This is a genomic window from Acidovorax sp. LjRoot74, from assembly GCF_964254355.1.
In the GTDB taxonomy this organism is placed as follows: Bacteria; Pseudomonadota; Gammaproteobacteria; order Burkholderiales; family Burkholderiaceae_C; genus Acidovorax.
On record NZ_CAXUTI020000001.1, the window covers coordinates 5,236,303 to 5,250,023 of the forward strand.

The following is a 13,721-nucleotide window of genomic DNA, read 5'->3' on the forward strand; positions in this document are numbered from 1 at the left end:
GCGCAGAAGGCCTAAAAAGCTCAAACAATCCGCTCAAATCTCGATCTTGGACCCCAGCTCGACCACCGCATTGTTCGGCAGGTGCAGGAAGTCCGCTGCGCCGCTGGCGTTGTGGTGCATCTGGGCAAACAGCTTTTCGCGCCAAGGCGCCATGCCGCCACCCATGGTGGGGATGACGGTGTCGCGCGAGAGGAAGTAGCTGGTGGTCATGGCCTCCAACTCGCAGCCCCGGCCGCGCAGCAGCTCCAGAGCACGCGGCACGTCGGGGTCGTTCTTGAAACCGTAGTGGATCACCACCTGCCAGCAGTCGTGGCCCAGCGATTCGACCTGCAGGCGCTTGTCCAGGCCGATCCAGGGCGTTTCGTGGTTGTGCACCGTCACAAAGAGGTTCTGCTGGTGCAGCACCTTGTTGTGCTTGAGGTTGTGCAGCAGCGCATTGGGCACAGCGCCCGTCTCGGCCGTGAGGAAGACGGCCGTGCCGTCCACCCGCGTGGGCGGGCTGATGAAGACCGACTCCAGGAAGTCCTTCAGGTCGATCGCATCGGCGCGCAGCTTGTCGTTGAGCAGGCGGCGCCCTTCCTTCCAGGTCATCATGAAGGCGAACACGATACCGCCGATCAGCAGGGGGAACCAGCCGCCCTGGAACAGCTTGAGCAGGTTGGACGCAAAAAACGCCAGGTCCACCACAAAGAAGCAGCCCGTGGCTGCGATGCACAGCACCAGCGGGTAGCGCCAGCCGTAGCGGATCACGAAGAAGGTGAGCGTGGTGGTGATCAGCATGTCCAGCGTCACGGCAATGCCATAGGCGGCGGCCAGGTTGCTGGACGAGCGGAACATCACCACGGCCAGCACGATGGCGGCAAACAGCCCCCAGTTCACCAGCGGCATGTAGATCTGCCCGGTATCCCGCACGCTGGTGTGCTGGATGTTCAAACGCGGCAGGTAGCCGAGCTGGATGACCTGCTTGGTCACGCTGAAGGCGCCGGTGATCAGCGCCTGCGATGCGATCACCGTGGCCATGGTCGCCAACACCACCAGCGGGATCAGCGCCCAGTCGGGGGCCATCATGTAGAAGGGGTTCTTCACGGCCTCGGGCTCGGCCAGCAGCAGCGCGCCCTGGCCAAAATAGTTGAGCGTGAGCGCCGGCATGGCCACGCTAAACCAGGCCAGGCGGATGGGCCGCTTGCCGAAGTGGCCCAGGTCGGCATACAGCGCCTCGGCGCCCGTCACGCACAGCACCACCGCGCCCAAAATGATGAAGCTGGTGCCCGGGTTGGCCCACATGAAGCCCAGCGCGTGGTGCGGGCTCAGCGCCCAGAGGATCTCGGGATGGCCCACGATGTGCGACACCCCCAGCAGCGCAATGCTGACGAACCACACCAGGGTGATGGGCCCGAAGAACTTGCCAATGCCCCCGGTGCCGCGCTTTTGCACGGCAAACAGGCAAAACAGCACGACCAGGGTGATGGGGATCACGTACTGCTTGAAGTGGGGCGACACCACCTCCAGCCCCTCGACCGCCGACAGCACCGAGATGGCCGGGGTGATGACCCCGTCGCCATAGAACAGCGAGGTGCCGAAGATGCCCACCGCCAGCAGCACGCCGCGCAGCCGGGGCTTGTCTTTGACGGCTTGCGAAGCCAGGGCCAGCATCGCGATCAGGCCGCCTTCGCCGTGGTTGTCGGCGCGCAGCACCAGCACCACGTACTTCAGCGAGACGATGACGGTGAGCGTCCAGAAAAAGATCGAGAGGATGCCGTAGATGTTGTCCGGGGTGAAAGGCACATGGCCCGACCCGAACACCTCTTTGACGGCATACAGCACGCTGGTGCCGATATCGCCATACACAACACCGATGGCGCCCAGCGTGAGCGCTGCGAGCGAGGATTTGGAGCTTTGCACTGACCGCACCCGGCATGCGCAGGCCGCCGGGGTTCTGTTACTTTTGGGAACGCTATTGTGCGCCTGAGCCAGATCAAGCGCCTGGGGGCAGCACCCCATGTTGCAACGCAGCAACTCGCCCTTGGCAGGCGGGCGCGGGCATGGCAGGACGCAGGCGCCGTCGCCCCCTCAGGAGAGATTCAGCGAAGCGCCTCAAGGGGCGCCACCCCTTTTCAGTCATACACCTCGGCGTCCGGGTTGGTTGCCTCCAGCTCATAGCTGGCCGCCAGCATCGCCAGGCGCGCCACCACGCCATACATATAGAAGCGGTTGGGCGCGCTCACCCCCGGGCGCACGCCGGGCTGGGGCATGTGTGTGCTGTGCTCGAAGGCCAGCGGGACAAAACTCGCGCCAGGCGCATTCAGGTTCTCGTCCACGCCGCGCTCGGCGTGCATGCGGTAGAAGCCGCCCACCACGTAGCGGTCCATCATGTAGACCACGGGCTCGGCCACGGCCTCGTGCACGCGCTCCTGCGTCAGCACGCCTTCCTGGATGATGAGGTCGTTGACCGGCTGGCCGTCCTTGATGACGGCCATCTTGTTCTTGGTCTTGCGGTTGACCGCATCCAGCTCCTTGGCGTCGCGCACGGTCATGATGCCCATGCCGTAGGTGCCGTTGTTGGCCTTGACGATCACAAACGGCTTTTCGTTGATGCCGTATTCCTTGTACTTGCGGCGCACCTTGGTCAGCAGGGCATCCACCGTGGTCTGCAGCTTGTCCATGCCTTTGTCTTCGGCAAAGTCCACGCCGTCGCACTGGCTGTACATGGGGTTGATGAGCCAGGGGTCGATGCCCAGCATCTTGCCGAAACGCTTGGCCACCTCTTCGTAGTTCTTGAAGTGGGTGCTCTTGCGGCGCACGCTCCAGCCCGCGTGCAGCGGGGGCAGCAGGTACTGCTCGTGGATGTCTTCCAGAATGCCGGGCGCGCCGGCCGACAGGTCGTTGTTGAGCAGGATGGTGCAGGGGTCAAAATTCTTGAGCCCCAGGCGCCCCTTGTTGCGGACCACGGGTTCCAGCGTCACCGAGTCGCCGTTGGGCAGCTCGATCAGCGTGGACTTCTTGATCTCGGGGCTGATGGAGCCCACGCGCACATTCAGGCCGGCCATGTTGAAGATGCGCTGCAGCTGCACCACGTTGGCCAGGTAGAAGGTGTTGCGCGTGTGGTTCTCCGGAATGATCAGCAGGTTGCGCGCCTCGGGGCAGATCTTCTCGATGGCGGCCATCGCGGCCTGCACGGCCAGGGGCAGCATCTCCTTGGTCAGGTTGTTCCAGCCGCCGGGGTAGAGGTTGGTGTCCACCGGGGCCAGCTTGAAGCCCGCGTTGCGGATGTCCACCGAGGTGTAGAACGGCGGCGTGTGCTCCATCCATTCCAGGCGGAACCAGCGTTCGATGGCGGGCATCGAGTCAAGAATGCGCTGTTCGAGTTCGTTGATCGGCCCCGTGAGGGCCGTGATGAGATGCGGAACCATAGGTGCCCTCGGGAAGCAAATTGCGGACGAATTGTAGGGATTTGGGGCCGCCTTCCCTTTTCGCAAGGCGCCACGGAACAAACCTCTTTCAGCGGCGCCAAAAGGCGGGCGTGAGCAACGCCATGAAACTCAGTATCTCCAGCCGCCCCAGCAGCATGGCCAGCGTGCAGATCCATATCTGGAAGTCGGTCAGCACCGCATAGTTGGAAGCCGGCCCCACGCTGCCCAGGCCGGGGCCCGCGCAATTGACGCTGGCCAGCACCACCGAAAACGCCGTCACCGGGTCCAGGTCGGTCAGCAGCATCACCATGCTCAGGCCAAACACCGTGCCGCCATACACCAGCATGAAGGCCAGCACCGAAAAAATCACCCGGTTGTCCACCACGCCGCCGCCCAGGCACACCGGCTGCACGGCACGCGGGTGCACCAGGCGGTTCATCTCGCGCCGCGCCTGCTTGACCAGGATGAGCATGCGCACCATCTTGATCCCGCCGCCCGTGGAACCTGCGCTGGTGGCCACGCCCGACAGCAGCAGCATGAACACGGGTGCAAACACCGGCCAGGCGAGGTAGTCCACCGTGGCATAGCCGGTGGTGGTGGCCAGCGACACCAGGTTGAACATGCCGTGGCGCAATGCCTCCAGCGGCGCATACACGCCCTTGGCCCACAGCAGCAGCGCCACCACCAGCCCGCCGCCGATCAGCGCAAACAGCGTGGCCCGCAGCTCCGGGTCGCGCCAGAAACCACCCCAGTGGCTCTTGCGAAACGCCACAAAGTACAGCGCAAAATTGCAGCTGGCCACCAGCATGAAGAAGATGCAGATCGCCTCCAGCAGCGGTGACTGGAAGTAGCCAAAGCTCAGGTCGTGCGAAGACAGGCCGCCCAGGCTCACCGTGGTGAACATGTGCATCAGCGCATCCAGCGGCGCCATGCCCCCCGCCCAGTAGGCCAGACCACACAACACCGAAAACAGTGCATACACACCCCACAGCCCCTTGGCCGTGCCGGTCATGCGCGGCGTGAGCTTGGTGTCCTTCAGTGGCCCCGCCGCCTCGGCCTTGAACAGCTGGCTGCCGCCCACGCCCAGCAGCGGCAGCACGGCCACTGCCAGGATCAGGATGCCCATGCCGCCCATCCACTGCAAAAAGGTGCGCCACACATTCACCGACACCGGCATCGCGTCGAGCCCCGTGAGCACGGTGGAGCCCGTGGTGGTCAGCCCCGAAACGGCCTCGAAATACGCGTGCGTGAACGACAGCGGGTGCCCGGTGTGGTGCCCCGCCAGCATCAGCGGCAGCGCGGCCGACAGGGGCAAAAGCGCCCACACCAGCGACACCAGCATCACGCCGTGGCGTGGCTGCAGCTCCTGCCGGAACAGCCGCAGGCGCCACCACAGCCAAGCGCCCGCCAGCATGGTGGCCCCCATGGACAGCGGGTACACATGCCAGACACCATCACGCGTCCACAGCGACACCGCCAGCGGCAGGCCCATGGACAGCGAGAAGGTCATCACCAGAATGCCCAGCACGCGCAGAACGGGAAACATGTCCGTCATGACGGGCGCCCATGCTCCGTGGCGGCCGACATCGAATGCAGCCGTCGATACTGGCGCAGCCCAGGCGCGGGCCGCCGCGCAAGGGCCGCCGCACCGCAGAGGCTGCGCTTCGCTGGCGTGCGCTGGCGGCCTCCCCCTGCCCGCAGCGCGCAGCGCGGCGAGAGCGGGGGGAAGGCGCGAAGCGACTCAGGGGGGTGCATCAGAAAAACGTCGCACTCACGCGGAAGAGCTTTTCCACGTCGCGCACCAGCCGCTTGTTGGGCAGGAAAAACACCACATGGTCGTTGCTCTCGATCACCGTCGCGCTGCGCGGAATGATGACCTCGGGCTCGCGCAGGGGGCCCGGCGCAGGGTCGGAGGCATCGGGCAGCCCGCGCACGATCAGGCCGATGTGCACGTCGCGCGGCAGTTGCAGATCGCTGACCTTGCGGCCCACCACCTTCGAGCTTTTGCGGTCGCCGCGCGCAACGATCTCCAGCGCCTCGGCCACACCCCGGCGCAGGCTGTGCACGGCCTGCACGTCACCCTGGCGCACATAGGCCAGCAGTTCGCCCAGCATGGCCTGCGCGGGCGACAGCGCAATGTCGATCTGCGTGCCGTGCATCAGGTCGGCATAGCTGCGGCGGTTGATGAGGGCCAGCACGCGGCTCGCGCCCATGCGCTTGGCCAGCAGGCAGGACATGATGTTGTCCTCGTCGTCATCGGTGAGCGCGAGGAACAGGTCCACCTCCTCGATGCCCTCGTCGCCCAGCAGGTCCTCGTCGGTGGTGTCGCCCTGCAGCACCAGCACGTCGGACGGCAGCGCCGACGCCAACTCCACGCAGCGGTCGGGATGGTCTTCGATGATCTTGATGTGGAAGCGCCCCGGCGTCTGCGCCAGCTGCCGCGCCAGACGCAAGCCCACCCCGCCACCACCCGCGATCATGATGCGGCGCACCGGCTGGGCCTGCTGCGAGGCAGGGCGGTGCAGGGCCGCCAGCACCTGGGCGATGTGCTCATGGGCCGCCAGCACAAACACCTCGTCGCCCGGTTCGATGCGGGTCGCTCCGTCGCAGGCGATGAAGCGGTCGGGCTCGTCGGCAAAACGGCGGTAGATGGCCACCATGCGCATCGCCATTTCGGGCGCACGTTCGCGCAGCTCGCCAATCGTGGGGCCCACCATCGGGGCACCGGGCCGGGCCCGGCCTGACACCAGGCAGGCGCGGCCGCCCGCAAACTCGCGCACCTGCATGGCTTCGGGGTAGTCGATGAGCTTGCCGATGTAGCGGGTGAGGGATTCCTCGGGGCAGATGACGCGGTCCACCGCAAAGCCCTCGGGGCCCACCAGCCGCTCGTCGCCCTGGAACCCGCCGGAGCGCACCCGCGCAATGCGCTTGGGGATGTTGAACATCAGCTGCGCAATCTTGCAGCACACCAGGTTGGTCTCGTCCTGCGCAGCGCAGGCGATCAGCAGGTCGGTGTCCTCGGCGCCTGCCTCGGCCAGCACGGCGGGCTCGATGCCGTTGCCCACCACCCCGCGCAGGTCAAACCGCGACTCCAGGTCGCGCAGGCGCGCAGCGTCGGTGTCGATCACCGTGATGTCGTTGCGCTCCGACACCAGGCTGTCTGCCACGCTCTGGCCCACACGGCCCGCGCCGAGGATGATGATTTTCATAAAGAAACAGGGCCTCTGCGCGCAACTGACATGCGTTAGTAGCTACCGAAACAATAGCAAATCAACCCCGCACCTCGCCCTCGCCCAGCACCACGTACTTGAGCGAGGTCAGCCCTTCGAGGCCCACCGGGCCGCGCGCATGGAACTTGTCGGTGCTGATGCCAATTTCGGCCCCCAGGCCGTACTCAAAGCCGTCGGCAAAACGTGTGCTCGCGTTCACCATCACGCTGGCCGAATCCACCTCGCGCAGAAAGCGCTGGGCGTGGACATGGTTCGTTGTCAGGATGGCATCGGTGTGGTGGCTCGAATAGTGGTTGATGTGGGCAATGGCCTCGTCCACACCCGCCACGATCTTCACGCTGATGATCGGGGCCAGGTATTCCTCGCTCCAGTCCTGTTCGGTGGCGGGCACCAGCTTCGCTGCGGGCACGGCCGCCAGGATAGCCAGCGACTCGGGGCAGCCCCGCATCTCCACGCCCTTGGCGGCATACACGGCACCGATCTTCGGCAAAAACTCCGCCGCCACGCCACGCGCCACCAGCAGGCCTTCGCTCGCGTTGCAGGGGCTGTACTTGTTCGTCTTGGCGTTGTCGGCCACCTTCACCGCCATGGCGATGTCGCAGGGGTCGTCCACGTAGGTGTGGCAGTTGCCGTCCAGGTGCTTGATGACGGGCACCTTGGCATCGCGGCTGATGCGTTCGATCAGGCCCTTGCCGCCGCGCGGGATGATCACGTCCACATACTGCGGCATGGCGATCAGCTGGCCCACGGCCTCGCGGTCGGTGGTCTGCACCAGCTGCACCGCGTCCTGCGGCAGGCCCGCCTCGGCCAGCGCTTGCTGCACCAGCTTGGCCAGCGCCTTGTTCGAGTCAATCGCCTCGGAGCCGCCACGCAGGATGCAGGCGTTGCCGCTCTTGATGGACAGCGACGCGGCCTCGATGGTCACGTTGGGCCGGCTCTCGTAGATCATGCCGAACACACCAATCGGCACGCGCATCTGCCCCACGCGGATGCCGCTAGGCTGCTGCTTCATGCCCAGGATCTCGCCAATGATGTCGGGCATGGCGGCGAGTTGTTCGCAGCCTTCGGCGCAGGTCTCCAGCACCTTGGGGCTGAGCTTGAGGCGGTCCACCATGGGCTCGGCCAGCCCGGCGGCGCGGGCGCGCTCCAGGTCCTTGGCGTTGTCGATCTGCAGCGCATCCACGTTCTCGCGCAGCAGCCGGGCCAGCGCCTTGAGTGCTTTGTTTTTGATAGCTGCTGGCGCTTTGGCCATCAGCGCAGAGGCCGTTTTGGCCTGGAGACCAAGAGAATGCGTGTATTCAGCGACGTGGAGGGCGTTCATCTGGCGATTTTGCCGCACTTGGCTTTACCCTTGCGGCCTAGCCCTACTCGCATCCCCTTGGCCATGACCGACACCGCCCCCACCCAGCTCGCCACCCTGACCGAAGCCCTGCAGGCCTTTGAACGCGGCGACCACACCGCCGCCGCCCTGAGCACCCTGGCCCGCCAGCAAACCGCCCTGCTCGCCACCCTGCCCCCGCGCTATGGCGAGGTACTGCTGAACCTGCTGGACCGGCTGGAATCGAGCGCGCTGTTTTCAGAGGAAAGCTGCTCGTTCAGCCAGAAGGACCTGGTGGCGAATTTGCAGATGTGGGCGGAGAAGGCGCGGGGGGTGCTGGGCGCCGCCTGAGCCGTTACTACTCTTTTTATAGCATCCAGCGCTTGATGGACGAGCGCAGAAGCACATTTTGGTAAAGGTTTCTCAGCCCGGACCGGGCTCGAAGCGGGTCATCTCGCGCATCCAGCTGGCATCCCTGCCATCCCGCGTGCGGCCTTTGCGGACGTACTTCACCAAGCGGCCGTCGGAAGTCACCCAGTTGGTGATCTGAGCAAACAGCCCCGACTCGGTGCGCATCTTGGTGTCGATGCGCCAGGCCTTGAAGCGGCCTGCTGGCACCTCGACCTCCTCATAGCCCACGACAAAGCTGTCCTCTTCCGTCCAGCCACGCACATTGCGGTTCGGCACCAGGAAGTTGGACCGCGTGGCCCACCGCTTGCCCAGCTGGATCTCCCCCACGGGCAGGGTCTGCACGGGCGGATCGAACTCCAGGCCCTGGTCGTTTTTCACGGTCGCCCCGCCCACAGTCCAGACGACCTTGCCGCCGTTGAATTCGATCAACTCGTCGGTGACCGAGGTGACTTTCAGGGTCTCCCGCTTTTGCTCCAGCTGGGTGAGCAGGTCGCGGTAGACGTATTCCGTGGTGTCGCCCACCCGGATGGTGCGCCGGGTGATGGCATCGCGGCCCTGCACCGGCGTTGCCGTGACCTTGGCCACGTCGAGACGTTGCAGCTTGTCCTGCGCCGTCTCGCTGATGAGGCCACTGGGGTATTTGTTCAGGAACTCATAAAAATCGTTGGCAACCCGCGATGTCTTGATCTTGTCCCAGTCGGCCTTTTCCTGCGGGAAAGCTGCCTCGCGCGCTTTCTCCAGCGGGGCGACGGAGGCCGGCTTGGGTTCGTTGAAGAAAAAATCGTCTTCGAGGCTGGTGCTTTCCCAGGGGATCTGGCGGCCCCCGCTTTTCTGGCGCACCTGCAGGCGCACGCGCTTGAAAACGTCTTCGATGCGGGTCGCAGGCTTGGCCAGCTCCTGCACCAGGAAACCGGTGTACAGGCCATTGCCGCCTTCGCCATCGTCGGCCACGTTGCCCGGCGCGGTGGCATAGGCCAGGAAGGTTCCCGGCGGGGCATCCTGCTGGGCCAGCCCCTTGCTGGTTCCCGCGCCCTGGAACGGGTTGTCACGGCAGGCGTCGAGCACCACGATGTTCATGCGGTTCCCCGCCGCCTTGAAGCCCGCGATCACCGCGCTGACATCCACCGACTGTGCGGGAACATCGGCCGCCGTGCGCAGCGTGGCATCCACGGGAACCATGTAGTTGCGCCAGTCCAGCTGCAGCCCGTGGCCCGCGTAGTACAGCATCCCCACCCCCTGCTTGCCGCGCAGCGCCGCAGAAACCAGCTCCAGGGCATCGGTCATCTGGGCGCGAGACCCATCACGCACCTCCACCACCGTGAACCCCACCTTGCGCAGCAGGGCGCCCATGGCCTGGGCATCGTTGAGCGGATTGGACAACGCTGCACCACCCGGATAGGACGCATTGCCGATGACCAGCGCGATGCGGACATCGAGCGGCGCCTGGGCTGCGGCAGAGAACCCCGCCAGCGCCAGGGCCACAAGGCCGATGTGCAGGGAGGACCGGATACGGAAGATCGGACGGGGCATCGGCAGCGCTCCTGCAACACGGGTTGAAAATTCAGGGAATCACTTTAACGCGCCGCCTGCGTCAACCGGCACACCTGCAGCGCCAGCCTTTGCAGCGCCTGCCAGCCGTCCTGCGGCCAATCGGGCTGCTTGAGGCCTTTGACGATGCCATCCACCGTGTGCGCCGACTGCAGCAGGCGCGCCAGGGCGGCGTCGCTGGCCTTGGGCAGGATGCGCTCGAACAAGCGCTCCTTGGGGCCCCAGATGCGGTTTTCGCGCAGGGCCATGGGCAGGGGGCGGCCGGCGTTCATGGCGTCTTTCACGCGCTTGAGGGCGCGGATGTCTTCGGCCAGCGCCCAGTGCACCAGCACCTCGGCCTCGCCCTCGGCCTGCAGGCCGTCGAGCATGCGCTGCACACGGGCGGTGTGGCCCGACAGCACGGATTCGGACAGCTTGAACACGTCGTAGCGCGCCACGTTGAGCACGGCGGCCTCGACCTGGGCTTGCGTGAGTTCACCCGCCGGGTGCAGCAGCGCGAGCTTCTGGATCTCCTGGTGCGCGGCCAGCAGGTTGCCTTCCACCCGGTCGGCAAAAAACTGCAGCGTGCGCTGGCCTTCCTCGCCCGCCACCACGCGCTGGCCCTGCGCGGCCAGGCGCTGGGCGATCCACTGCGGCAGCATGCCGCGCTCGATGGGGTCGATCTGAATAGAGACGCCGCAGCCTTCCAGCGCGGCAAACCAGGCGCCGGTGCGTGTGGCCTTGTCCAGGCGCGGCAGCATCACCAGCGTGAGGGTGCTGTCGTTGCCGCGTGCGGATTCGGCCACCTGCTGCAGGGCCACGCTGCCGTCCTTGCCGGGCTTGCCCGAGGGGATGCGGATCTCGACGATCTGCTTGTCGGCAAACAGGCTGAGCGAGCCACCGGCGGCCAGCACGGCGCTCCAGTCGAAATGGGCGCCCGCCACGGTGTAACTGCTGCGCTCGGTGTAGCCCTGGGCGCGGGCCGTGGCGCGGATGGCGTCGGCGGCTTCCTGCTGCAGCAAAGGCTCGTCGCCATGCAAGACATAAAGCGGCGACAGGCCCCGTTGAAGATGCTGAGAGAGTTGGGCCAGGGCGACTTGCATGCGGCAAAGTTTATCGCCTCGCCCCACCGGGTTTTGTGCAAATGGCCAGAGCGCGGCTGCACAGTGCACAAAAGCCGTGGCGGACTGATCAGCCCGCGCACTGTTCATTGGCACCCAAAGCCCCGAGAATGCCCGGGCGCCACCGCCCGCGCTGCGGCCTGGCCCACCGCGGCCCTTGTCCACCCTGCCCGTCCAGAAAGCCTTTGACCATGCCCCCCAACACCCTGCGCAGCGCCCAGCCCACCAGCCTGATCGGGGCCCCCACCGACATCGGCGCCGGGGCACGCGGTGCATCCATGGGCCCCGAGGCCCTGCGCGTGGCGGGCTTGCAGGCGGCACTGGAGCTGCATGGGCTGCAGGTGTTTGACCGGGGCAACCTGAGCGGCCCCTCCAACCCCTGGCAGCCCCCGGTGGACGGCTACCGCCACCTGCCCGAGGTGGCGCAGTGGAACCGGCTGGTGTACGACGCCGTGTATGCCGAGCTGCAGCTGGGCCACCTGCCCATCATGCTGGGCGGCGACCACAGCCTGGGCCTGGGCAGCATCAGCGCAGTGGCCCGCCACTGCGCCGAAAGTGGCAAGAAGCTGCGCGTGCTGTGGCTCGATGCGCATGCCGACTTCAACACCAGCGAACTCACCCCCAGCGGCAACGTGCACGGCATGCCCGTGGCCTGTCTGTGCGGCTTTGGCCCGACCGAGCTGACACAGCTGGCGGCCATGCCCGGCGGTGGCCCGGCGCTGCGGCCCGAGCAGATCCGCCAGATCGGCATCCGCAGCGTGGACGAGGGCGAAAAGCGCTTTGTGCACGAGCAGGGCCTGGAGGTGTTTGACATGCGCGCCATCGACGAGGTGGGCATGCGCCAAGTGATGGAGCGCGCACTGGCGGGCATGGACGCCCACACCCACCTGCATGTGAGCTTTGACGTGGATTTTCTGGACCCCGACATTGCGCCCGGCGTGGGCACCACGGTGCCCGGCGGCCCGACCTACCGCGAGGCGCAACTGTGCATGGAGATGATTGCCGACAGCGGCCGCCTGGCCTCGCTCGACATCGTGGAGCTGAACCCGGCCCTGGACGTGCGCAACAAGACCGCCGTGCTGGCGGTGGACCTGGTGGAGTCGCTGTTTGGCAAGAGCACGCTGATGCGCACACGGCCGGTGTGAGGAGCGGCCCAGCCGCGACACACACATCAACTATTAATTTGATAGCTACAAAGGCATGATGGTCGCGCGGTAACGGCCATTTTTTCTCAGAACCCGTCGCCCCACCCGTTCAGACAGCAGGCCGCAGCCCGAACGGGTGAGCGCGGCGGCGCGGCGCTACAGAAGCGCCTGCACTAGCTGCGCGGTAGGCAGCGGCGCCACGGCGCCAAAACCCTGCACGGTGAGCGATGCCGCCGTGTTGGCATAGCGCACGGCAGCGGCCAGGTCGTCACCCAGCGCCAAGCGCGCGAGCAAGTTGCCATCGAAGCAGTCGCCTGCCCCCGTGGCATCCACCAGCGCCACGCTGCGGCCCGCCACACGCTGGCGTGGCACAGCGGGGTCGGCGCTGCTCAGCAACACCCCATCGGCCCCGAGCTTGACGACCACCGTGGCGGCGCCCTGCGCGTGGCCCCAGTCGGCAATGGCATCGGCATCGTGCAGGCCCAGCAGCGCGGCCATGTCATCGAGCCCCGGCAGGAAGATGTCGCACAGCGACACCGCATGCGCGATGCAGGCCCGCGCCCGCGCCAGGGGCCAGAGCTTGAGGCGCAGGTTGGGGTCGAACGCCACGCGCGCACCGGCGGCCCGGGCCACGCGCATGGCCTCATAGGCCGTGTCGCACGCCGAGGCTGACACTGCCAGCGAGATGCCCGACACATGCAGGATGCGGCACTGCTGCAGCACGGCAGCGGGCCCATCCACCGATTCATCTGCCAGCCACGCGGGTGCCATGCGGCTCGCGGCCGAGCCCGCGCGCAGGTAGCTGAACTCATGCCCCGCTGCACCGTGCGTCACAAAGTAGATGCCCGTGGGGTGCTGCGCATCGCGCTCCACCGCCGTGGTGTCCACGCCCTCGCGCGCCCACAGGTCCAGCAGGGCCTGGCCAAAGGCATCGCTGCCCAGGCGCGTAAGGTATGCAGTGCGTGCGCCCGCGCGGGCGGCAGCGATCACGGCGTTGCTGGTGTCGCCCCCAAAGCCCTGCAGGTACTGCGGCTCGCCGGGGCGGGTCTGGTTGAACTCCACCAGCGCCTCGCCCAGCGCCACCACGTCCCACGCGGGTTGTTTGGCCGTGGTCATGGCTCAGCCGCGCGGCTTGTAGGCCGTCACGTCGATCTCGACCTTGGCGTCGATCATCAGGCGCGACTCGACCGTGGAGCGTGCGGGGCGGTGGTCGCCAAAACACTCCATGTACACGCGGTTGAAGCTGCCGAAGTCGCGCGCATCGGCCAGCCAGACACTGACCTTGGCCACATCGGCCAGGGTGCAATCGGCCAGGGCCAAAGCATCTTTGACGCGCTGGAACACCTGGCGTGTCTGCGCCTCGATGCCGCCGACAACGACCTGGCCCTGGTCGTCGGTGGGCACCTGGCCCGAGACAAAAACGAAGTCGCCAGCACGGGTGGCGGGCGAGAGGGGGCGTGCGAGGCGATCGGACGCGAGCGGCGCTTGGCCGAGGGTTTCTACTGGCATGAAAAACGCTCCTTTGAGTAAAGATATTACACACTTCCTTCCAGAAATGC

General features: G+C 66.4%; 11 protein-coding genes. 2 read left to right on the top strand and 9 right to left on the bottom strand.

Annotated features, from left to right (window positions below):
- Window positions 1-33: 33 nt before the first annotated feature.
- From ACSQ3O_RS24875 to ACSQ3O_RS24895, 5 genes are all read right to left on the bottom strand, one after another.
- On the bottom strand, window positions 34-1,902 hold the full coding sequence (locus ACSQ3O_RS24875) for a potassium transporter Kup (RefSeq protein WP_137749184.1): 1,869 nt from the start codon (window positions 1,900-1,902) through the stop codon (window positions 34-36).
- A gap of 212 nt (window positions 1,903-2,114) precedes the next feature.
- Entirely contained in the window at window positions 2,115-3,410 is a 1,296-nt protein-coding gene (gene gshA, locus ACSQ3O_RS24880) for a glutamate--cysteine ligase (RefSeq protein ID WP_063461747.1), read from the bottom strand.
- Window positions 3,411-3,498: 88 nt separating this feature from the next.
- Window positions 3,499-4,965 carry a TrkH family potassium uptake protein gene (locus ACSQ3O_RS24885; protein WP_436140813.1) on the bottom strand — a complete coding sequence of 489 codons (1,467 nt, stop codon included), beginning with the start codon at window positions 4,963-4,965 and terminating at the stop codon, window positions 3,499-3,501.
- 199 nt (window positions 4,966-5,164) lie between these two features.
- Window positions 5,165-6,619, bottom strand: a complete 1,455-nt coding sequence (gene trkA / locus ACSQ3O_RS24890; protein WP_436140814.1) for a Trk system potassium transporter TrkA — start codon at window positions 6,617-6,619, stop codon at window positions 5,165-5,167.
- A gap of 61 nt (window positions 6,620-6,680) precedes the next feature.
- Window positions 6,681-7,961 carry a glutamate-5-semialdehyde dehydrogenase gene (locus tag ACSQ3O_RS24895; RefSeq protein ID WP_436140815.1) on the bottom strand — a complete coding sequence of 427 codons (1,281 nt, stop codon included), beginning with the start codon at window positions 7,959-7,961 and terminating at the stop codon, window positions 6,681-6,683.
- Window positions 7,962-8,024: 63 nt separating this feature from the next.
- On the opposite strand from ACSQ3O_RS24895, the gene ACSQ3O_RS24900 reads away from it, so the two are divergent.
- Window positions 8,025-8,309 (top strand): hypothetical protein, encoded by a 285-nt coding sequence (locus ACSQ3O_RS24900; RefSeq protein WP_137749188.1) that lies wholly within the window; start codon window positions 8,025-8,027, stop codon window positions 8,307-8,309.
- A 72-nt stretch (window positions 8,310-8,381) separates the two neighbouring features.
- Here the strand turns inward: ACSQ3O_RS24900 and ACSQ3O_RS24905 are convergent, their stop codons facing one another.
- Window positions 8,382-9,899, bottom strand: coding sequence for a caspase family protein (locus ACSQ3O_RS24905; protein WP_137749189.1), 1,518 nt, complete (start codon window positions 9,897-9,899; stop codon window positions 8,382-8,384).
- Between the two features lie 44 nt (window positions 9,900-9,943).
- Entirely contained in the window at window positions 9,944-10,999 is a 1,056-nt protein-coding gene (gene holA / locus ACSQ3O_RS24910) for a DNA polymerase III subunit delta (RefSeq protein ID WP_137749190.1), read from the bottom strand.
- A gap of 209 nt (window positions 11,000-11,208) precedes the next feature.
- On the opposite strand from holA, the gene rocF reads away from it, so the two are divergent.
- A complete protein-coding gene (gene rocF, locus ACSQ3O_RS24915; protein WP_137749191.1) occupies window positions 11,209-12,162 on the top strand; it encodes an arginase in 954 nt (317 codons plus the stop codon).
- Between the two features lie 156 nt (window positions 12,163-12,318).
- On the opposite strand, the gene ACSQ3O_RS24920 is transcribed toward rocF, so the two are convergent.
- Window positions 12,319-13,278 carry a sugar kinase gene (locus tag ACSQ3O_RS24920; protein ID WP_137749192.1) on the bottom strand — a complete coding sequence of 320 codons (960 nt, stop codon included), beginning with the start codon at window positions 13,276-13,278 and terminating at the stop codon, window positions 12,319-12,321.
- Between the two features lie 3 nt (window positions 13,279-13,281).
- Window positions 13,282-13,671 (bottom strand): RidA family protein, encoded by a 390-nt coding sequence (locus tag ACSQ3O_RS24925; protein WP_010466576.1) that lies wholly within the window; start codon window positions 13,669-13,671, stop codon window positions 13,282-13,284.
- Window positions 13,672-13,721 lie beyond the last annotated feature (50 nt).

Coding starts and splice junctions, on each gene's coding strand:
- ACSQ3O_RS24885 (WP_436140813.1), bottom strand. CDS start 4,965: ATGACGGACATGTTTCCCGTTCTGCGCGTGCTGGGCATTCTGGTGATG.
- trkA (WP_436140814.1), bottom strand. CDS start 6,619: ATGAAAATCATCATCCTCGGCGCGGGCCGTGTGGGCCAGAGCGTGGCA.
- ACSQ3O_RS24925 (WP_010466576.1), bottom strand. CDS start 13,671: ATGCCAGTAGAAACCCTCGGCCAAGCGCCGCTCGCGTCCGATCGCCTC.
- ACSQ3O_RS24895 (WP_436140815.1), bottom strand. CDS start 7,961: ATGAACGCCCTCCACGTCGCTGAATACACGCATTCTCTTGGTCTCCAG.
- rocF (WP_137749191.1), top strand. CDS start 11,209: ATGCCCCCCAACACCCTGCGCAGCGCCCAGCCCACCAGCCTGATCGGG.
- holA (WP_137749190.1), bottom strand. CDS start 10,999: ATGCAAGTCGCCCTGGCCCAACTCTCTCAGCATCTTCAACGGGGCCTG.
- ACSQ3O_RS24905 (WP_137749189.1), bottom strand. CDS start 9,899: ATGCCCCGTCCGATCTTCCGTATCCGGTCCTCCCTGCACATCGGCCTT.
- ACSQ3O_RS24920 (WP_137749192.1), bottom strand. CDS start 13,278: ATGACCACGGCCAAACAACCCGCGTGGGACGTGGTGGCGCTGGGCGAG.
- gshA (WP_063461747.1), bottom strand. CDS start 3,410: ATGGTTCCGCATCTCATCACGGCCCTCACGGGGCCGATCAACGAACTC.
- ACSQ3O_RS24900 (WP_137749188.1), top strand. CDS start 8,025: ATGACCGACACCGCCCCCACCCAGCTCGCCACCCTGACCGAAGCCCTG.